The organism is Vibrio sp. V31_P5A7T61 (assembly GCF_009904895.1).
Lineage (GTDB): Bacteria > Pseudomonadota > Gammaproteobacteria > Enterobacterales > Vibrionaceae > Vibrio > Vibrio metschnikovii.
Genome location: NZ_WXWI01000022.1, coordinates 67,548 through 86,504, shown reverse-complemented (window position 1 = coordinate 86,504; position 18,957 = coordinate 67,548). Strand labels below are relative to the sequence as shown.

At 43.9% G+C, this 18,957-nt stretch carries 18 protein-coding genes and 1 other annotated feature; of the genes, 15 read left to right on the top strand and 3 right to left on the bottom strand.

Annotated elements, in window-relative coordinates; translation table 11 throughout:
* Positions 1-299: 299 nt before the first annotated feature.
* Complete coding sequence (locus CAG58_RS04310) at positions 300-689, top strand: DUF3293 domain-containing protein (protein WP_154169081.1); 390 nt, start codon at positions 300-302, stop codon at positions 687-689.
* 167 nt (positions 690-856) lie between these two features.
* Positions 857-1,342: a putative 4-hydroxy-4-methyl-2-oxoglutarate aldolase gene (locus CAG58_RS04305; RefSeq protein WP_040904670.1), complete on the top strand. Its 486-nt coding sequence runs from the start codon at positions 857-859 to the stop codon at positions 1,340-1,342.
* Here CAG58_RS04305 and CAG58_RS04300 read toward each other — a convergent pair.
* Positions 1,339-1,809 carry a hypothetical protein gene (locus CAG58_RS04300; RefSeq protein WP_161426066.1) on the bottom strand — a complete coding sequence of 157 codons (471 nt, stop codon included), beginning with the start codon at positions 1,807-1,809 and terminating at the stop codon, positions 1,339-1,341. The two genes, CAG58_RS04305 and CAG58_RS04300, sit on opposite strands and share 4 nt — an antisense overlap.
* A 262-nt stretch (positions 1,810-2,071) precedes the next feature.
* Positions 2,072-2,192, top strand: a sequence feature (Thr leader region).
* Between the two features lie 32 nt (positions 2,193-2,224).
* On the opposite strand from CAG58_RS04300, the gene thrA reads away from it, so the two are divergent.
* The 3 genes from thrA to thrC are packed head-to-tail and all read left to right on the top strand — an operon-like array spanning position 2,225 to position 6,933.
* Positions 2,225-4,684, top strand: coding sequence for a bifunctional aspartate kinase/homoserine dehydrogenase I (gene thrA, locus CAG58_RS04295; RefSeq protein ID WP_161426065.1), 2,460 nt, complete (start codon positions 2,225-2,227; stop codon positions 4,682-4,684).
* An 18-nt stretch (positions 4,685-4,702) separates the two neighbouring features.
* A complete protein-coding gene (thrB, locus tag CAG58_RS04290) occupies positions 4,703-5,659 on the top strand; it encodes a homoserine kinase (protein WP_161426064.1) in 957 nt (318 codons plus the stop codon).
* On the top strand, positions 5,656-6,933 hold the full coding sequence (thrC, locus tag CAG58_RS04285) for a threonine synthase (RefSeq protein ID WP_161426063.1): 1,278 nt from the start codon (positions 5,656-5,658) through the stop codon (positions 6,931-6,933). The genes thrB and thrC overlap by 4 nt, the downstream gene beginning before the upstream one ends.
* A 125-nt stretch (positions 6,934-7,058) precedes the next feature.
* Here thrC and grcA read toward each other — a convergent pair whose 3' ends face one another.
* Positions 7,059-7,436 carry an autonomous glycyl radical cofactor GrcA gene (gene grcA / locus CAG58_RS04280; RefSeq protein WP_004395921.1) on the bottom strand — a complete coding sequence of 126 codons (378 nt, stop codon included), beginning with the start codon at positions 7,434-7,436 and terminating at the stop codon, positions 7,059-7,061.
* Positions 7,437-7,762: 326 nt separating this feature from the next.
* Between grcA and nfo the strand changes: the two genes are divergently transcribed.
* From nfo to CAG58_RS04265, 3 genes are all read left to right on the top strand, one after another.
* Positions 7,763-8,647, top strand: coding sequence for a deoxyribonuclease IV (gene nfo / locus CAG58_RS04275; protein WP_161426499.1), 885 nt, complete (start codon positions 7,763-7,765; stop codon positions 8,645-8,647).
* An 83-nt stretch (positions 8,648-8,730) separates the two neighbouring features.
* Positions 8,731-9,411, top strand: a complete 681-nt coding sequence (ung, locus tag CAG58_RS04270; RefSeq protein WP_161426498.1) for a uracil-DNA glycosylase — start codon at positions 8,731-8,733, stop codon at positions 9,409-9,411.
* 97 nt (positions 9,412-9,508) lie between these two features.
* Positions 9,509-10,060: a hemerythrin domain-containing protein gene (locus CAG58_RS04265; RefSeq protein WP_004395918.1), complete on the top strand. Its 552-nt coding sequence runs from the start codon at positions 9,509-9,511 to the stop codon at positions 10,058-10,060.
* Positions 10,061-10,121: 61 nt separating this feature from the next.
* Here CAG58_RS04265 and CAG58_RS04260 read toward each other — a convergent pair whose 3' ends face one another.
* On the bottom strand, positions 10,122-10,301 hold the full coding sequence (locus tag CAG58_RS04260) for a DUF3545 family protein (RefSeq protein ID WP_004395917.1): 180 nt from the start codon (positions 10,299-10,301) through the stop codon (positions 10,122-10,124).
* 898 nt (positions 10,302-11,199) lie between these two features.
* On the opposite strand from CAG58_RS04260, the gene CAG58_RS04255 reads away from it, so the two are divergent.
* From CAG58_RS04255 to deoA, 7 genes are all read left to right on the top strand, one after another.
* Positions 11,200-12,627 (top strand): alanine/glycine:cation symporter family protein, encoded by a 1,428-nt coding sequence (locus CAG58_RS04255; protein ID WP_040904666.1) that lies wholly within the window; start codon positions 11,200-11,202, stop codon positions 12,625-12,627.
* Between the two features lie 164 nt (positions 12,628-12,791).
* The gene (gene yaaA / locus CAG58_RS04250; RefSeq protein WP_161426383.1) at positions 12,792-13,565 is read left to right on the top strand and encodes a peroxide stress protein YaaA; all 774 of its coding nucleotides are present in this window, start codon (positions 12,792-12,794) and stop codon (positions 13,563-13,565) included.
* A gap of 27 nt (positions 13,566-13,592) precedes the next feature.
* Entirely contained in the window at positions 13,593-13,781 is a 189-nt protein-coding gene (locus tag CAG58_RS16800; protein ID WP_158137875.1) for a hypothetical protein, read from the top strand.
* Between the two features lie 11 nt (positions 13,782-13,792).
* Positions 13,793-14,599, top strand: a complete 807-nt coding sequence (locus CAG58_RS04245) for a TatD family hydrolase (protein ID WP_161426382.1) — start codon at positions 13,793-13,795, stop codon at positions 14,597-14,599.
* Positions 14,600-14,779: 180 nt separating this feature from the next.
* Positions 14,780-16,036 (top strand): NupC/NupG family nucleoside CNT transporter, encoded by a 1,257-nt coding sequence (locus CAG58_RS04240; RefSeq protein WP_004395912.1) that lies wholly within the window; start codon positions 14,780-14,782, stop codon positions 16,034-16,036.
* Between the two features lie 588 nt (positions 16,037-16,624).
* Entirely contained in the window at positions 16,625-17,401 is a 777-nt protein-coding gene (gene deoC, locus CAG58_RS04235) for a deoxyribose-phosphate aldolase (RefSeq protein WP_004395911.1), read from the top strand.
* A 194-nt stretch (positions 17,402-17,595) separates the two neighbouring features.
* Complete coding sequence (deoA, locus tag CAG58_RS04230; protein ID WP_154169057.1) at positions 17,596-18,939, top strand: thymidine phosphorylase; 1,344 nt, start codon at positions 17,596-17,598, stop codon at positions 18,937-18,939.
* Positions 18,940-18,957: the final 18 nt, after the last annotated feature.

The window sequence follows — 18,957 nt, the reverse complement described above, 5'->3', positions numbered from 1 at the left end:
ACCTAAACTTGTGAAAAAATTGTACTAATAGAACTTATTCTAGGCAAAAACATAACATACAAGAAACTTTATGTTGATAATAAATCAAAGTATCTTGAAAAATCACCTCAACTGCCGCCGTCCTTGGTGTATTTGCTATAAAGATCCATCACCTTTCACTTCTATTAGCCTTTGAGCGGATTCTATAATGTTAACAGCATGCTAACAACGCCCAAATGTTAATTCCAATCACTTTGTTGATTTATATCAAGAGTTGCAATGTAACAGATATGAATAGTAATAACGAGATGTAAAAAGAGATGATCAATGAAAACCTATGGTACGCTTACACTCAAGTCACGCTGCTGTTCCCAACAAGGAGTATTGAAGGGAATTTTGCGATTATTACCGCATGGAACCCACGAAGTGTTCGCTTGTCAGAAGATGAGAATCGGCGAAATAATCGACGTTTACAGCAAACTTTAATCGGCTATGATTTGACCGATGTTATCGTTGGTAATGATGATTTTAGTTGGTATGAAGAGAGTTTTGCGGTCGTGATGCCTCTCGCTGACGCGGTGGTTTTAGCTGGCCAGTTTGCGCAAAATGCGCTTTATTACGTACAAGATGGACAACTTATTTTGCAATCTTGCCTTGATCATCAACGATTCGATTTAGGGTCATTATCAAGCAAAATCACATCACCTTAAACCGAGTCATGTAACAGATTTACTTATTCCTTGCGATTTGAAACGGTAGCGGTGGGTGTGAGTACTCGATCAGCAAGTTGATTATTATTGGCGCTGATTAAGACACATACACTTACTCGCGATGTTACCACTTCTTGTCGTTGGGCGATTAGAATCATGGAGGAACAATGAACGATATAACACCGGATCTGTGTGATAAGTACCCATCACAAGTTACGCTACTTAATCTACCACTACAAAATTTTGGCATGCGTAGTGCATTTTGGGGAGAGATAGTCACTGTACGTTGCTATCATGATAACTCAAAAGTCAAAGAGATTCTCAGTCAACCAGGTAAAGGTAAAGTTTTGGTTGTTGATGGTAATGGTTCTTGCCAAAAAGCCTTAATGGGCGATCAAGTTGCGATCATGGCAATTGAAAACGGCTGGGAAGGTGTGATCATTAATGGTGCCATCCGCGATGTCGTGGCGATGTCACAAATGGATTTAGGGATTAAAGCGTTAGGTACCTCGCCCTTTAAAACTGACAAGCGTGGTGCAGGAGAGGTCAATGTGACTCTAACTTTGCACAACCAAATGGTTCAACCTGGGGATTATCTGTATGCCGATTGGAATGGTATTTTACTCTCTGAGCAATCGCTAACGTTGGCTTAAAACCGAAAGCCGATACCGAACTCAATACCCTGTTGCCATTCTTGATAGTCAAGGGTGGCGTGTAAATCTAAGTTTTCCGATAGACGTAGGCGACTTGATAGCTCTGCTGAAAAGGCGTCATAGCGACGTTTTTGGTCATCGTATTTTGTCGATGAATAAAGGGTACTCTTAACCGAGATTCGCTCGTTAACTTTGTAACTCACACCGCTTAAAAAGCCATTACTAGCGTCATTGATTGAGGCGCTTGATGAGTTAATCCTCGCACCGACATAAAGATCAACGTTACGAAAGACATTGTAAGCGTAGCCACTATCAATTACCCAACTATCGAAAGTTTGGCTATTGGGGTCACTGTAGAGAAAAACGGTGTGCGCAGAGCGGGAGGGCTCAGAAGGTAAGGAGGGGAGCGTTACCGCGTGGGCGCTTAATGCTAGCCATAAGCCAGATAGAGCGATCAGTATGCGCATGGTATCCTCCTTGTTACCGAGCTTTGTTTCACGTTGAACACTATTTAAGCATAAAATTCCCCGCTTTGCAGAGAGAAATTATCTTGAATTTATCTCTATGATTAATGGATGGGTGATAAAGCTCGGTTTTGTTTATCTTTATTGAGCGAATGATTATTTAAAATGCATAGAATGTTAAACTTTTTATTGACTCTGCAACAAGAAATAAGGTAAACGTAGATAAACGCCCACAGAAAGTGATTTATCATCGTGATGACATTGTTCAGCCTAGTAATGACCACCACCATTATTACCACCGACACTACGCATGTTGGGGCGGGCTGCTGAGCGTAAAATTTCACAAGAAAAAGGCCTGTATCCCCACCGATACAGGCCTTTTTTTATACCTATTATTTTGACGAGTTTGGAGAAAGGGATGCGAGTATTAAAATTTGGAGGTTCATCATTAGCGGATGCTGAACGTCTATTGAGAGCGGCCGATATTATCGTTAACAATGCTCAACAAGAAGACGTGGCCATTGTGCTTTCAGCACCGGGTAAAACCACCAATAAGCTAGTGGCGATTATCGATACGGCGTTACGTCATGGTGATGTTGAAAGGCAAGTGCTTGAACTGGAACAGTCATTCCAACGTTTGTTTAGTGATATTCAAGCTCAGCTCCCCAAGATAGACGGCGCTGCTTATCATCGACAAGTAGATCAATCTATGACTCAACTGCGTCAGTTTGTGCATGGTATTCATCTGTTAGGCATGTGTCCTGATAATGTCAATGCGCGGATCATCAGTAAAGGTGAGCGTATTTCTATACAGCTAATGAAAGCGGTCATCCAAGCCAAAGGTTTAGCGGTCAATTTAATTGATCCAGTTCAGTATCTCATCGCTAAAGGTGATTATCTGGAAGCCATGGTCGATGTTGAACTTTCGACACAAAACTTTTTACAGTCCCCATTACCCAAGCAACATGTCCATATCATGCCTGGTTTCACCGCAGGTAATAAAAAAGGTGAGCTGGTTTGTTTAGGGCGTAATGGATCGGATTATTCGGCGGCAGTATTGGCGGCGTGTTTACGCGCAGAATGTTGTGAAATCTGGACCGACGTTGATGGCGTGTATAACTGTGACCCTCGTTTGGTTGCCGATGCTCGCTTACTCAAGTCGCTTAGCTATCAAGAAGCAATGGAGTTGTCTTATTTTGGTGCTTCGGTGTTGCACCCCAAAACTATCGCCCCAATCGCTCAATTCCATATCCCATGTTTGATCAAAAACAGCTTTAATCCGCAAGGGGCGGGGACATTAATTGGTCAAGATACGGGTGAAGATCAACTGGCGATCAAAGGCATCACGACCTTGAATCATTTGACCATGGTTAACGTATCCGGACCGGGTATGAAGGGTATGGTTGGTATGGCGAGTCGTGTATTCGGTGCAATGTCTACTGCTGGGGTATCGATTGTCTTGATCACTCAGTCGTCTTCTGAATACAGCATTAGCTTTTGTATTGAAGCCCAAGATAAACGGTTAGCTCAACAAGCATTAGCCGAAGCATTTGAGTTGGAACTAAAAGAAGGCTTGTTGGAGCCGGTTGAGTTTATGAACGATTTGTCGATCATTACATTGGTTGGTGATGGCATGCGCACCTCACGTGGCGTGGCGGCGCAGTTTTTTGCTTCGTTAACCGAAGCACATGTCAACATTGTTGCCATTGCTCAAGGCTCTTCCGAACGAGCGATTTCTGCGGTGATCCCAGAAGATAAAGTCTCACCTGCCATTAAAGCGTGTCACGAAAATTTGTTTAACTCAAAACATTTCCTTGATGTGTTTGTGGTTGGCATCGGTGGTGTTGGCGGTGAACTGGTGGATCAAATTTATCGTCAACAAACCAAACTTGCTGCCAAAGGTATCGTGATCCGCGTCTGTGGTTTAGCGAATAGTAAAGGGTTATTACTCGATGCTGACGGCCTGCCATTAGAGCATTGGCGAGACAGAATGAGCGCCGCGACGGAGGCTTTCTCTTTAGCTAATTTAACCGCTCTGGTTCAACGCAATCATATTATTAATCCAGTATTAGTCGATTGTACGTCTAGCGAAGTGATTGCTAGCCAATATGCCGATTTTCTTGCCGCAGGCTTTCATGTGGTGACGCCTAATAAAAAAGCCAATACAGGTAGCATGGCTTACTATCAGCAATTACGTAATGTAGCTCGTCAGTCGCGCCGTAAATTAATGTATGAAACTACCGTCGGTGCTGGTCTACCGGTTATTGAAAATTTACAAAACTTGATTGCCGCAGGGGATGAACTTGAGCAATTTAACGGTATTTTATCCGGTTCTCTCTCGTTTATTTTTGGTAAATTGGATGAGGGACTGACTTTTAGTCAGGCGACGTTATTAGCCAAAGAGAAAGGCTTTACTGAGCCGGATCCCCGAGATGATTTGTCTGGGATTGATGTAGCGCGTAAGTTACTAATTTTGGCTCGTGAATCTGGTTTAGCGCTTGAACTGAATGATGTCGAGGTTGAGCCAGCTTTACCACCGGGTTTTGATGCTTCAGGCAGTGTTGAAGCGTTTATTGCTCGTTTACCACAAGCTGACCACTATTTTGCACAGTTAGTTGATCAAGCGCGTCAGCAAGGCTGTGTACTTCGCTACGTAGCAGAAATTTGCGCTGGACGTTGTCAAGTTCGTCTCGCGATGGTTGATGAAAACGACCCGATGTTTAAGGTCAAAGACGGTGAGAATGCACTGGCATTTTACAGCCGTTATTATCAGCCGATCCCGTTGGTACTTCGTGGCTATGGTGCTGGTACTGAGGTCACAGCTGCGGGTGTTTTTGCCGATGTGATGCGGACATTAGGCTGGAAGTTAGGGGTTTAAGCGATGAGTTCAAGTGATATGAGTGTAGTAGTTTACGCGCCAGCCTCGATTGGGAATGTGAGCGTCGGTTTTGATGTTCTGGGTGCCGCCGTCTCTCCGATTGATGGCAGTTTATTAGGCGACCGAGTGTGCGTTCAAGCGGGGAGCCGGCCTTTTGAACTCAAAACCGCGGGGCGCTTTGTCGATAAACTGCCTAGCGATCCTGAGCAAAATATTGTTTATGACTGTTGGACGGTATTTGTTCGTGAATTAACCATCAAGCAGATCGCCGTAAAGCCTCTCGTGATGACCCTAGAGAAAAACATGCCGATTGGATCTGGACTTGGTTCTAGCGCTTGTTCAATTGTTGCCGCGCTCGATGCCTTAAATCGCTTTCATGGCCAACCATTGAACGAGACTGAATTACTGGCATTAATGGGGGAAATGGAAGGGAAAATCTCTGGTGGCATTCATTATGATAATGTCGCACCATGCTACTTAGGTGGTTTACAACTGATGATTGAGGAGCAAGGCATAATCAGCCAACCTGTACCGGGTTTTGATCAGTGGTTTTGGGTCATGGCTTACCCTGGGATCAAAGTTTCAACCGCTGAAGCTCGGGCTATTTTACCCGCTCAATATCGTCGTCAAGATGTGATTGCTCATGGACGTCATCTGGCTGGCTTTATCCATGCTTGCCATACTCAGCAACCGGAATTGGCTGCCACGATGATCAAAGATGTGATTGCTGAGCCATATCGTGAAAAACTGTTACCTGGTTTTAGCCAAGCCCGCGAGTATGCCAAATCTGCCGGGGCTCTGGTCACGGGGATCTCAGGTAGCGGGCCAACTTTATTTAGTATTTGTCAGCAGCAAGACGTTGCCGAGCGCGTTGCGAAGTGGCTTGAAAAAAATTATTTACAAAATGAACAAGGATTCGTGCATATTTGTCGTCTAGACAAGCAAGGATCACAAGTAACAGGAAGTCAATTATGAAGCTGTACAACATCAAAGAAAATGATCAACAAGTCTCTTTTGCCCAAGCCGTTCGCCAAGGCTTAGGTCGTAATCAGGGGCTCTTTTTCCCCGCACAACTACCGACATTTAGTGATATTGACGCGCTATTAGATGAAGATTTTATCTCGCGTAGCAGTAAAATTTTATCTGCGTTAATTGGTGATGAACTGGCCGCGGAAAAAGTGACTGAGATGGTCAATCAGGCGTTCCAATTTCCCGCGCCGATTAAAGCGATCAACCAAGGTATTTATGCATTAGAGCTTTTTCATGGACCGACGCTAGCGTTTAAAGATTTTGGTGGCCGCTTCATGGCTCAATCTCTCGCGGCGGTCTCTGATGGCGGTAAAATTACTATTCTCACTGCGACATCCGGTGATACAGGAGCGGCTGTTGCCCATGCTTTTTATGGTATGCCTAACATTAATGTGGTGATTTTGTACCCGAAAGGAAAAATTAGTCCGTTACAAGAAAAGCTATTTTGTACCCTAGGCGGCAACATTCATACCATTGCGGTGAACGGTGACTTTGATGCTTGCCAAGCACTAGTCAAGCAAGCCTTTGATGATGCCGATCTGCGTCAGCAAATCGGCCTTAATTCAGCTAACTCGATTAATATTAGTCGTTTAATGGCGCAAATTTGTTATTACTTTGAAGCGGTTGCTCAGCTTAGTAAAGCGGAGCGAGAAAACTTAGTCATCAGTGTCCCTAGCGGCAATTTTGGTAACTTGACGGCTGGCTTATTTGCTAAAGCCATGGGGTTACCGGTCAAACGTTTTATCGCCGCAACTAATGCCAATGATACCGTGCCACGTTATCTTGAGACGGGAAAATGGGATCCGAAACCAACCGTCGCCACCACCGCCAATGCGATGGATGTGAGTCAGCCGAACAACTGGCCACGTATTGAAGAGCTATGTCGATTACAAAGCTGGGGTTTAGATACGTTAGGTAAAGGCTCAGTCTTGGATAATGAAAGCGCTCAAGCGGTACAAGAACTCAATGAGCTTGGCTATTTGTGTGAGCCACATGGTGCGATTGGTTATCGTCTCTTAACTCAGCAATTACAACCAGGTGAAACCGGGTTATTTTTATGTACCGCGCATCCTGCGAAGTTTAAAGAAGTGGTTGATGATATTTTAGGTAGCGATATTGATCTTCCTGCCCCGCTTGCTAAACATGCCGTAATGACTTTGCTTTCTGAACAGCTTGATGCGGATTTTGCGCAATTGAAAGCGCGCTTAGTGGCTTTGTAATATTGAGTTTACGCTCGAACTGTCATGCGAAGTCGTGTCGGAATAAATAGAAAACGGCGTCTATAGTCATAGACGCCGTTTTTATATTCAGGGTTATCATATCAAGATAACCACTCAACTCACGATTATAGTGATTCAGTAAAAGTACGTGCAATCACATCGCGTTGTTGTTCGGTCGTCAGTGAGTTAAAACGCACAGCATAACCAGAAACACGAATGGTTAATTGTGGGTATTTTTCTGGGTTAGCGACGGCATCTTCTAACGTTTCACGTTTTAGTACGTTAACGTTTAGGTGTTGACCACCTTCAATACGAGGAGTGGTTTCAACAGCCACTTCACGACTTTCATAATCGCCAAATTCGCTCAGCGCAACGACTTGGTCTGCTTCATAGCCTTTGACTGCCGCTACGCAGCGTGCTTGATTGGTTTGGCTATCGATCAGCCAGATAGAGTTAAGCAGGTCGTCATTGGCGGCTTTAGTGATTTGGATACCTTGGATCATTACTGTCTCCTTGCCCACTGAATGTGGCATTATTGGTGTTAATTTTCAATACGTGTTGAGCTGGGTATTATATAGCTTATATCCCCACTTTAAGTATTGATTTGGGTCAAAAAACATCAATGTTACTTGTTTTTGAATCGGCTGTAGAATTGATCTCAATCAATAAGTCGATAATAAACAATGAGTTCATTTATTTTTTGAATGTTTAAAATAAATTTTAATCTTGTTTTCTTGTAAAATTACTACATTTTTAGGTGTGTTTTTAGCCTGTATTACGTAGCATCAGACAGTTATCTAAATAAAACTGAAAGTAAAAAAGTGACTCAATGACAAGTACGATAGAACCTTCAAAAACCAAATATTTTGGTGCTCATGTCTCTGCTGCTGGTGGTGTTGATCAAGCGCCGATCCGCGCTCACCAAATAGGAGCGAATGCTTTTGCCTTATTTACTAAAAATCAGCGCCAATGGGCGGCTAAGCCTTTAGATATCGAGACGATAAAAGCGTTTAAAGCCAATTGCGCACGACTAGGTTTTAACCATGACCACATTTTGCCGCATGATTCTTATTTGATTAATTTAGGCGCACCAGAGGCGGATAAGCTTGCCAAATCAAGAGCGGCGTTTATTGATGAGATGCAACGTTGCCGACAATTAGGATTATCACTACTCAATTTTCATCCGGGTAGTCATTTGAAGCAAATCTCTGAAAGTGAATGCCTTCGTCATATTGCTCAATCGATAAACTTAGCTCATCAGGCCGTTCCTGACGTTGTTGCGGTGATTGAAAACACGGCCGGTCAGGGGAGCAATTTAGGTTGGCGTTTTGAGCAGCTTGCCGAAATCATCGAACAAGTGGATGATCAATCGAGAGTCGGCGTTTGCCTTGATACATGCCATACCTTTGCCGCTGGTTATGATTTACGAACTAAAGCCGATTGTGAGCAGACTTTCGCACTTTTTGATCAGATCGTTGGTATGCATTATTTGCGTGCCATGCATATTAATGATTCAAAATCCCCCTTGGGTAGCCGAGTCGATCGTCATCACTCATTAGGGCAAGGTGAGATTGGATGGGCATGCTTTGAGTATATCGCTCAAGATAGCCGATTTAATGGTATCCCTTTGATTTTAGAAACGATTGATCCTGATATCTGGGCGCAAGAAATTCAAACACTACGAGATTATCATCACCAAGCGTTGTCGGTTTGATTAATCGAGTCCATCTGCCTATCTGCAATCGGAGGTCGTTTGAGTATACAATGGGCTGACTATTCATATTATGGGGCTTTTTTATGGGGCAATCATTGACTTGGCATGAGGTTATTGGTCATGAAAAACAGCAAAGCTATTTTAAAAATACGCTAGCCTTTGTTGAACAAGAAAGACGGTCTGGAAAAGTAATTTATCCTCCGGTAACAGAGGTTTTTAACGCTTTTCGTTTAACGGAATTTCATGATGTTAAGGTAGTGATTCTTGGTCAGGATCCTTACCATGGGCCAAACCAAGCTCATGGTCTTTGTTTTTCGGTGTTACCACAAGTTAAGACGCCGCCTTCATTAGTGAATATATATAAAGAGCTGGCACAAGATATCAGAGGGTTTAGCATCCCGAACCATGGCTACCTAAAAAGTTGGGCCGATCAAGGCGTTCTTCTACTCAATACTGTATTAACTGTCGAGCAGGGTAAGGCTCACTCTCATGCAAACAGTGGCTGGGAAACGTTTACTGATCGTGTCATTGAAGCATTAAATCAATACGGACAAGGGATTGTCTTTTTATTATGGGGAGCTCATGCACAAAAAAAAGGCAAGATGATCGATCGTCAGCGTCATCATGTTTTAGAGGCCCCGCATCCTTCTCCCCTCTCTGCCCATCGTGGTTTTTTAGGCTGCAAACACTTTTCAATGACGAATCAATTGCTTGAACAGCAAGGTAAGCAAGCTATCGATTGGCAACCGAAATTGGATGTCTGATAGCGCGAGATCTTGAAGGGTTGGCTGTTTTTTGAGCTATACTGAACAATCAAACCAAAGAATACGATTGGTTTACGATCAGTCAGGGAGGCTCATCATGATGTTAGAAAGGATCCGTCGCGAACATGAGTACATGGCTCGTCTACTCACCATACTGCGCGAAAAGTTACAGTTGCTCAATACAGAGCAGCTGATCAACTATAGTCTGATTAAAGAAATTGTTGATTATTTAGGCTCTCATTCTCAATCTGTTCATCACCCGAAAGAGAATGTGCTTTATCACTACTATCAGCAGAACTACCCCACGACTCCGATGGTCGAAAACTTGGAGCAAGAACATGAGTTGCTGGCTGAGCAGACGCAAGCATTTTTGTTGATCGTAGAAATGATTTTGCAAGATGCTGTCGTGCCTCAAGATGTCTTTATCGAAAAATTGACCGATTTTATTGAACAGCAGCAGCGTCACCTAGAGTTAGAAGAGCAGTCGGTTTTTCCATTGATTGAAGATGCTTTTAGTATTTCAGATTGGCAGCAGGTTGAATCTATCTGGAGTGGCCACGAAGATGATCCTGTCTTTGGCGAAACCATCGCTGATCGATTCACCCAGTTGGCTCGGCGAGTCAGGAAAAGTGAGTCAGAGTGCATTTAGATAATAAGATGACCATCAATAATAAGGCGCACCGAATAGCTCAGTGCGCCTTATTACATAGTTACAGTTTTATGCTGTCGAGATCCAAGCAGACATCCATATCAAGTAGCTCTTTCTCTAAGCGTTTTTTATCCCGTATTGCTTCAATTTCTCTCCACATTCGTTTCACTGGTTTACTGCGGCTAGCGCGAATCTTGGTCATTTCCATGTCTAGTAGTTGATCAAAGTGCAAGTCATCCATAAGCAAGCCTCATTGTCATAAGTCATTCTCCCTCTCCACTGCATACCGCCATAGCTTCGCTGATGAGATACTCGTTCATTAAAGAGCACAACGGACGGCATCTATCGCAGGTATCCTGTGGGTTGGGTCTACATCGTAAACATCATGCTAGATATTCCCTTCCTACTTGAAGTTACAGCACTTAAGTTAAGATCTTACATCAACCAGCTTGTTTTATGATGTAAGTCCGCGCTGCATCTCATTGCGATTTGGGTATAGCATATGAAACTTAATCTTAGCCATGATTCATTTCTCATTTATGACTTTTTATCGATTGAACGGCTTTTTTTTCGTTGTTCTTTCACATTTTTGAACTTTTTTCTGTACAAAAAAGACGCAATCGATTCGCGCAAACGTTTTTATTGCCAGAAAAATCTTGTTAATAAAACGTTACATTCAACGCTAGCAATTGACTGCTTGATGATTTATTGCTCGCTTGGTTGTGTTTTATGACATTTTACTGACAAAAAATTCAGTCATGCACTGTGATAGCTAGATTCTCAGCCAATGAGATTAGGATTATGCAACATGAGGTTTGTGCGGTTTTTTTATTCTGTTTTGTTAGTGTTTTGTTTGTTTTTTATTGGTTTATTTGGGGTTTAATGGTCGTGTTTGTGTTAATAAATGGTGACTTTATAGTAAAAAATAACATAAAAATGAGTTATGTTGCATATTGATTTTTGCTGGTTGAGGTAGCATTATCCGCCCGTCAAAAAATTTACTGCATTATTTTAACGACCTAAAAAGTGTTGAATCACGCTTAATGGCTCCCGTAATACGAATTATTTTCTGGGATGCTCATTCACCTTTTCGTGCTGATCGGCTGGTCAACTCAACACACATTCTAAGAGAGGTTCTTGTGACAGACTTAATTAATTTAATGAACGACCTGCTTTGGGGATCGATTCTGGTTTATCTTTTAGTCGGGGTAGGGATTTACTTTACGGTCCGTTTAGGATTTATCCAGTTTCGTCATTTCGGTCATATGTTCAGTGTATTGAGAAACAGCCGAAAATCAGACCAATCTGGTATCTCTTCTTTCCAAGCCTTATGCACCAGCTTAGCGGCTCGTGTTGGTACCGGTAATATGGCGGGGGTTGCGGTCGCTTTGACATTAGGTGGTCCTGGTGCCATTTTTTGGATGTGGATGACGGCGATGCTTGGTATGGCGACGTCTTTCGCGGAAAGTACTCTAGCTCAGCTGTATAAAACCCGTGATAGAGATGGAAACTATCGTGGTGGTCCCGCTTATTACATGGAAAAAGGCTTAGGCATGCGTTGGATGGGCGTGCTGTTTTCTATCTTCCTTATCATCGCTTTCGGTTTAGTGTTCAATGCAGTGCAAGCCAATTCGATTTCCAGTGCGATGCACACCGCTTTTGGTTTTGATCCGCTTTATGTTGGCATCGCGATTGTTCTCATCTCTTCGTTTGTGATTTTTGGTGGGATTCGTAAGATTGCTCGTACTGCCGAGCTGATTGTACCGATCATGGCCTTGGCCTATATTTTGATTGCTATGGTCGTGGTGATCCTAAACATCGAAAAGTTACCGTCAGTACTAAGCTTAGTGTTTAGAAGCGCGTTTGGTTTAGAGCAAGCGGCGGCAGGTGGCTTAGGCTATGCGATTGCTCAAGCAATGATTCATGGTGTTAAACGCGGGTTATTTTCGAACGAAGCGGGCATGGGCTCGGCACCTAACGCGGCAGCTTCTGCCACGCCTTATCCTCCGCATCCAGCCTCACAAGGGTACGTACAGATGCTTGGGGTTTTCGTTGATACGATAGTCATCTGTTCGGCGACCGTTGCGATCATTCTTATGTCTGGAGAGTATGTTCCTCACGGTGAAATTACCGGTATTGAGCTTACCCAGCGTGCACTGAGTTCACAAGTTGGTGATTGGGGAAGTATTTTTATTGCCTTAGCGATTTTCTTCTTCGCCTTTACCTCCATTATTGCCAATTACTCTTATGCTGAAACCAACCTGATTTTCCTTGAGCATAATAATAAAAAAGGCTTGGTAGTTTTTCGAATGATCGTGCTGGGCATGGTGATGTTCGGTTCGCTTGCAACATTACCTACCGTTTGGTCGATGGCTGATGTTACGATGGGCTTGATGGCGATTGTCAACTTAATTGCGATTTTGCTGCTCTCAGGAACGGTGGTTAAATTGGCGAAAGACTACAACCGTCAACTGAAAGCCGGTAAGTTACCAACCTTTGATGCCAACGATTACCCAGAGCTAAAATCTCAGTTAGAAGATGGTATTTGGGACAGCAAAAGCAAATAATCGCCGAGGATGACCTGTTATGAGGGTTCATCTTTGCTGGTGGCCAGTTAAGCCTATCGTTAGGCTCAATGGATAAGATAGAAAAAGCCATGCAGACAATGTGTGGCTTTTTTTGTTAATCTAACGACTCAACTCTCTAAGTAAAACGATATTAGGATAGAACAATGCTGATTGTGGTTTCTCCTGCTAAAACTCTGGATTATGAATCGCCTTTACCAAGTCAAGAGCACACTCAACCGGAACTGATCGAGCACTCCAAGCTGCTGATTGACGTCTGTCGTCAATTAACTCCCGACGATATTTCAGCATTAATGAAAGTCAGTGATACGATTGCTGGATTAAACGTCGCTCGTTTTGCACAGTGGAGTGAGCAGTTTAGCTTAGACAACGCCCGCCAAGCGATTTTCGCTTTTAAAGGTGATGTATATACCGGTCTTGATGCGCAAAGCTTATCTGAAGAGAGTTTGCGTTTTGCTCAGCAGCATCTACGGATGTTATCAGGCTTATATGGTTTACTTAAGCCGCTCGATTTAATGCAGCCTTATCGTTTAGAAATGGGCACCAAATTAGCCAATCCTCGTGGTGGTAATTTGTATCAATTTTGGGGTTCTATCATTACTGAAAAGCTCAATCAGGCGATTGAGGTACAAGGCGATAATGTGCTGATCAATTTGGCCTCGAACGAATATTTTAAAGCGGTGAAAATCAATCAGCTTAATGCACAAGTGATCACGCCAATTTTTAAAGACGCCAAAAACGGACAATATAAAGTGATCAGTTTTTATGCTAAAAAAGCTCGCGGCATGATGGCGCGTTATATTATTGATAATCAAGTCACCTCGGTTGAAGAGCTGACCCATTTCACCACCGCTGGCTATTACTTTGTACCTCAAGAGTCGAGCCCTACCGAGCTGGTCTTTAAGCGTGAAGAGCAATAACGCCACGATGATGTTGTGGAATAATAGATGGCATTAACCACAGACGCTGGAGAGGGAAAAACCATGTGGCAATGGCTAAAACAGACACTGGCTCGCTACGATGCATGGTGTCAACAGATGGGGTTAACGCCCGAACAAAAGCGCAGTTGTGTGGCTTATCGAGCGGATCCCGCGCGTCATACTGAGCGTGATGGTTCACCCGATTCGCGCGCTTAAGGTATAGTACTGTGCAATTATTTGATACCCACTGTCACTTGGACTTACCTGTTTTTGAATCGACATTAGCCAGCGATTTAGCTCAAGCTAAAACGCAAGGCGTTGAGCGCTTTCTCATTCCATCGACAAGTCCGGAGAGCTGGGAGAGAATTGAGCAGTTAGTGTCACGCGACTCAGATTGTCTTTTCTATGCGCTTGGCATTCACCCTCATTTTATTCCTTTATCAACTCCTGCCCAATTATTACAACAATTAGAGCATAAGCTTTCGGTTGCTCAGCACGCCTGTGTGGCGATTGGCGAATGTGGTTTGGATGCGCTGATTGATCAACCCGCAGAGCGTCAAGAAGCACTCCTGATTGGACAGCTTTCCATCGCTCAAGCTTTTCAGAAGCCAGTCATTCTTCATAGTCGTAAAACCCATCAGCGGCTCATACAGATGATAAAGCAGATGAAATTTACCCAAGGTGGTGTTTTACACGCGTTTTCAGGCAGTAGGCAAGAGGCGAAGCAGTTTATTGATTTAGGGTTTAAATTAGGCGTAGGCGGTGTGATTACTTATCCAAGAGCCAATAAAACGCGTCAAGCTATTGCTTCGGTATCGATTGAAGACTTAGTGCTTGAAACCGATGCACCGGATATGCCGCTATTGGGCTATCAAGGTCAAGTTAATTGTCCTTTACGACTGCCTTTGGTGCTGCGGGAGTTGGCTAGGTTACATCAAACAGAGCCTGAGCAGATTGCGCCCATTATTTGGCAAACCAGCCATAGGTTGTTTGGTCTTTCTACCGCCGATGAGCGTGATGAGAGTAACAAATAAGTTTATCAATAGTGATTCGTGTCACATAAGTGTGTGAATGGATTATTAATCTTATAAGAAAGTGTGAGGAAGGCATTATTTTATTGTGGTTGAGATAAGTATAATCGCTTCGCTTTTGAGCTCTATTTTGCCACACGCCAACACCTAATTAACTTCTAACTTATAAGGAAGCCATAAACTATGAGCCTGTTTATGAGCCTAATCGGAATGGTTGTACTACTGGGAATCGCAGTATTACTCTCATCAAACCGTAAAGCTATCAATATCAGAACCGTGGGTGGTGCTTTTGCTATCCAATTTTCCCTTGGCGCATTCATTTTGTATGTACCATGGGGTCAAGAACTCCTTCGTGGTCTCTCTGACGCAGTGTCGAATGTTATCAACTATGGTAATAACGGTACTGAGTTTATGTTTGGTGGCCTAGTTTCTGGTAAAATGTTTGAAGTATTTGGTGGCGGAGGCTTCATCTTTGCTTTTCGCGTACTACCAACACTTATTTTCTTCTCTGCATTAATCTCAGTTCTGTATTACCTCGGCGTTATGCAATGGGTTATCCGAATTTTAGGTGGTGCGTTACAGAAAGCATTAGGCACTTCTCGCGCAGAATCAATGTCAGCGGCTGCGAACATTTTCGTTGGTCAAACCGAAGCACCACTTGTGGTTCGTCCGTTTGTACCTAAGATGACGCAATCTGAACTGTTTGCGGTGATGTGTGGTGGTCTAGCTTCTATTGCTGGTGGTGTTCTAGCGGGTTACGCATCAATGGGCGTGCCAATTGAATACTTAGTTGCGGCATCATTCATGGCGGCACCAGGTGGTCTACTGTTTGCTAAAATCATCATGCCTGAAACCGATAAGCCGGTTGACCAAATCGAAGGTATTGAAGCGGCGGAAGCTGATAAACCAGCTAACGTGATTGATGCGGCGGCAGGCGGTGCTTCAGCTGGTCTGCAACTAGCACTAAACGTTGGTGCGATGTTAATTGCTTTCATCGGTTTGATCGCTCTTATCAACGGTATGCTTGGTGGTATCGGTGGTTGGTTCGGTATGCCAGAGCTGACACTAGAGATGATTCTAGGTCTTGTTTTTGCTCCTCTTGCATTCCTATTGGGTGTGCCATGGGCGGAAGCGACTATCGCTGGTGAGTTTATCGGTCTAAAAACCGTTGCTAACGAATTCGTAGCTTACTCTCAATTTGCACCGTACCTAAGTGATGCAGCACCAGTTGTACTGACTGAGAAAACCAAAGCGATCATCTCCTTTGCATTGTGTGGTTTTGCTAACTTATCTTCAATTGCGATTTTGTTGGGTGGTTTAGGTAGCTTGGCTCCTTCACGCCGTGGTGATATCGCTCGTATGGGTATCAAAGCTGTGGTTGCTGGTACGCTATCTAACTTGATGGCAGCAACCATTGCTGGCCTATTCCTTTCTTTCTAATTTAGTAAAGAAAACGATATAGACGCCACTTAACACAACCCCGTAGCAAGAGATTGCTGCGGGGTTTTTCTGTTTTGTTGACCAAGAAAACACAGTTCCTTGTCTTTCACACGATAAGGTTCGCTAAGACAGTTTAATAAATGAATTGTCCATGATGGATGATAACGATTATTTTGAGATACAAACCGTTTGCTCTGAGTGTTGTGCTAGGGTTTTGTTGCGAAGAGTTATACTGTAGATCACAGCTTATTCGCCTTTATATGCCCCCAATATTGTGACAATAAAACGAGTGATGGATTCACGGTTTTTATTATCGAACAAGGGTGAAGCAGAGCATCAGAGCGATCGATTGTAATGGAAGCTTGTGGCATAACCATCAACTTCCAACAAGTGGTTGCTTGAGCAATATTGTGTACCGCAATCACAGACGGTTATGCCATGAAGCTTATTGGCATTGTGCGGTGACAGGGATAGCAATTGGTGCAAAACACCGAGTCTTCAAGGAACCAAGTCCGTTCATTTTGTGACTATGTCGAGTGACGTCTTACTCACTAGTCAATGAATTGAATATATTGATCGGAGATAGAAATGAGCGATTTAAAAGCCGCAGCGCTACGCGCACTGAAATTGATGGATTTAACCACATTAAATGATGACGATACGGACGCCAAAGTGATCCAGCTCTGTCATGATGCAAAAAGCCCAGTAGGTAATACGGCGGCGATCTGTATCTACCCACGTTTTATTCCTATTGCTAAGAAGACCCTTCGTGAGCAAGGAACTCCAGAGATCCGTATTGCCACGGTCACCAATTTCCCACACGGTAATGATGATATTGACATCGCGGTGGCTGAAACCAAAGCCGCGGTTGCTTATGGTGCTGATGAGGTTGACGTCGTATTCCCATACCGAGCTTTGATTGCTGGCAATGAACAAGTCGGTTTTGAACTGGTTAAGCAGTGCAAACAAGCTTGCGGTGATATTTTACTGAAAGTCATTATCGAAACGGGTGAGTTAAAACAAGAAGCCTTAATCAAGAAAGCTTCACAAATCAGTATTGAAGCGGGTGCGGATTTTATTAAAACCTCAACCGGTAAAGTGCCTGTCAATGCGACACCTGAGTATGCGCGCATGATGCTTGAAGTGATCCGTGATTTAGGCGTTGCCAAACAGGTAGGTTTTAAACCTGCCGGTGGCGTACGTACCGCAGAAGATGCTGCGCAATATTTAGCCATGGCGGATGATATTCTTGGCCAAGGTTGGGCTGATAGCCGTCATTATCGCTTCGGCGCTTCGAGTCTGTTAACTAACTTATTAAATACGTTAGAGGTGACCGATCAACAAGCCGATCCTAGCGCTTATTAATCATTAACGAGCAAGTAAGTAGTGCTAAGCATTACTTACTTTGTTTTTCCCTCGATAATTTCAGCATCTGCAAAGTGCTAAGCAGAAGACTTCATACAGCGAAGTGTGAGTCCAATTAACAATGGTGCTAACCATTAAGACATGCGATTTTAAAGAGGGCCTGAAAGATGAGCAAAAGCATCTAGGAGGCTTATATGTCTACATCTAATGTATTCTTACCACAAGAAATTATTCGTAGAAAACGCGATGGTGAAGTTTTAACGCGCGATGAAATTTATTTTTTCATCCAAGGTGTGGCTGATAATAGCGTTTCAGAAGGGCAAATTGCTGCCTTTGCGATGGCCATTTATTTTCAAGAAATGACCATGCCAGAGCGTATAGCACTGACTTGTGCGATGCGTGACTCGGGAATGGTTATCGACTGGGCGCACATGAATTTTGATGGCCCGATCGTGGATAAACACTCTACCGGTGGCGTTGGCGATGTGACGTCATTAATGCTCGGCCCTATGGTGGCCGCTTGTGGTGGCTACGTTCCTATGATCTCTGGGCGAGGCTTGGGGCACACCGGCGGTACGCTAGATAAGCTAGAAGCGATCCCCGGCTACAACATTATGCCCAGTAATGAGCTGTTTGGTGAGGTGACCAAACACGCTGGCGTCGCGATCATTGGTCAAACCGGCAATTTAGCACCAGCGGATAAACGGGTATATGCGACCCGTGATATCACCGCCACGGTGGACAATATCTCGTTGATTACTGCATCGATTTTATCGAAAAAGCTCGCAGCAGGTCTAGATGCCTTAGTGATGGACGTCAAAGTCGGTTCAGGTGCGTTTATGCCAACCTATCAAGCGTCTGAAGAGTTAGCGAAATCGATTGTTGCGGTGGCGAACGGTGCTGGCACCAATACTACGGCTATTTTAACCGATATGAATCAAGTATTGGCTTCATCTGCAGGTAATGCTCTCGAGGTTCGTGAAGCGGTTCGTTTCTTAACCGGTGAATATCGCAACCCGCGTTTATTAGAAGTGACCATGGCCTCGTGCATCGAGATGTTATTGTTAGCCAAATTAGCCAAAGATCCTCAAGAGGCGCGCACTAAATTACAAACCGTGCTCGATAACGGTCAAGCGGCAGAGCGGTTTGGTAAAATGGTCGCAGGACTGGGTGGCCCTAATGACTTTGTTGAACACTACGACCGTTATTTAGAAAAAGCCGAGGTGGTAAAACCCGTTTATGCGCAGCAAGCCGGCGTAGTTTCTGCCATGGACACGCGCGCGATTGGTATGGCGGTCGTCAGTATGGGCGGCGGACGCCGAGTGGCGACCGATACGATTGACTATGCGGTCGGCTTTGATCAATTCATTCGTTTAGGTGAAATAGCTGATAGCAATAAACCACTGGCGGTGATTCATGCCCGCAATGAAGAACAGTGGGAGATTGCTGCGAAAGCACTTCAACAAGCCGTTAAGATTGGCGGCAATTATCAAGAAACTCCGGAAATCTATCGTCAAATTCGACCTGAAGATGTGTAACTCCGGTGAGGAAAAGTA

Excerpts from the sequence above, each read along its gene's own strand:
- CAG58_RS04310 (WP_154169081.1), top strand. The coding sequence starts at position 300 with ATGATCAATGAAAACCTATGGTACGCTTACACTCAAGTCACGCTGCTG.
- CAG58_RS04305 (WP_040904670.1), top strand. The coding sequence starts at position 857 with ATGAACGATATAACACCGGATCTGTGTGATAAGTACCCATCACAAGTT.
- CAG58_RS04300 (WP_161426066.1), bottom strand. The coding sequence starts at position 1,809 with ATGCGCATACTGATCGCTCTATCTGGCTTATGGCTAGCATTAAGCGCC.
- thrA (WP_161426065.1), top strand. The coding sequence starts at position 2,225 with ATGCGAGTATTAAAATTTGGAGGTTCATCATTAGCGGATGCTGAACGT.
- thrB (WP_161426064.1), top strand. The coding sequence starts at position 4,703 with ATGAGTGTAGTAGTTTACGCGCCAGCCTCGATTGGGAATGTGAGCGTC.
- thrC (WP_161426063.1), top strand. The coding sequence starts at position 5,656 with ATGAAGCTGTACAACATCAAAGAAAATGATCAACAAGTCTCTTTTGCC.
- grcA (WP_004395921.1), bottom strand. The coding sequence starts at position 7,436 with ATGATCCAAGGTATCCAAATCACTAAAGCCGCCAATGACGACCTGCTT.
- nfo (WP_161426499.1), top strand. The coding sequence starts at position 7,763 with ATGACAAGTACGATAGAACCTTCAAAAACCAAATATTTTGGTGCTCAT.
- ung (WP_161426498.1), top strand. The coding sequence starts at position 8,731 with ATGGGGCAATCATTGACTTGGCATGAGGTTATTGGTCATGAAAAACAG.
- CAG58_RS04265 (WP_004395918.1), top strand. The coding sequence starts at position 9,509 with ATGATGTTAGAAAGGATCCGTCGCGAACATGAGTACATGGCTCGTCTA.
- CAG58_RS04260 (WP_004395917.1), bottom strand. The coding sequence starts at position 10,301 with ATGGATGACTTGCACTTTGATCAACTACTAGACATGGAAATGACCAAG.
- yaaA (WP_161426383.1), top strand. The coding sequence starts at position 12,792 with ATGCTGATTGTGGTTTCTCCTGCTAAAACTCTGGATTATGAATCGCCT.
- CAG58_RS16800 (WP_158137875.1), top strand. The coding sequence starts at position 13,593 with ATGGCATTAACCACAGACGCTGGAGAGGGAAAAACCATGTGGCAATGG.
- CAG58_RS04240 (WP_004395912.1), top strand. The coding sequence starts at position 14,780 with ATGAGCCTGTTTATGAGCCTAATCGGAATGGTTGTACTACTGGGAATC.
- deoC (WP_004395911.1), top strand. The coding sequence starts at position 16,625 with ATGAGCGATTTAAAAGCCGCAGCGCTACGCGCACTGAAATTGATGGAT.
- deoA (WP_154169057.1), top strand. The coding sequence starts at position 17,596 with ATGTCTACATCTAATGTATTCTTACCACAAGAAATTATTCGTAGAAAA.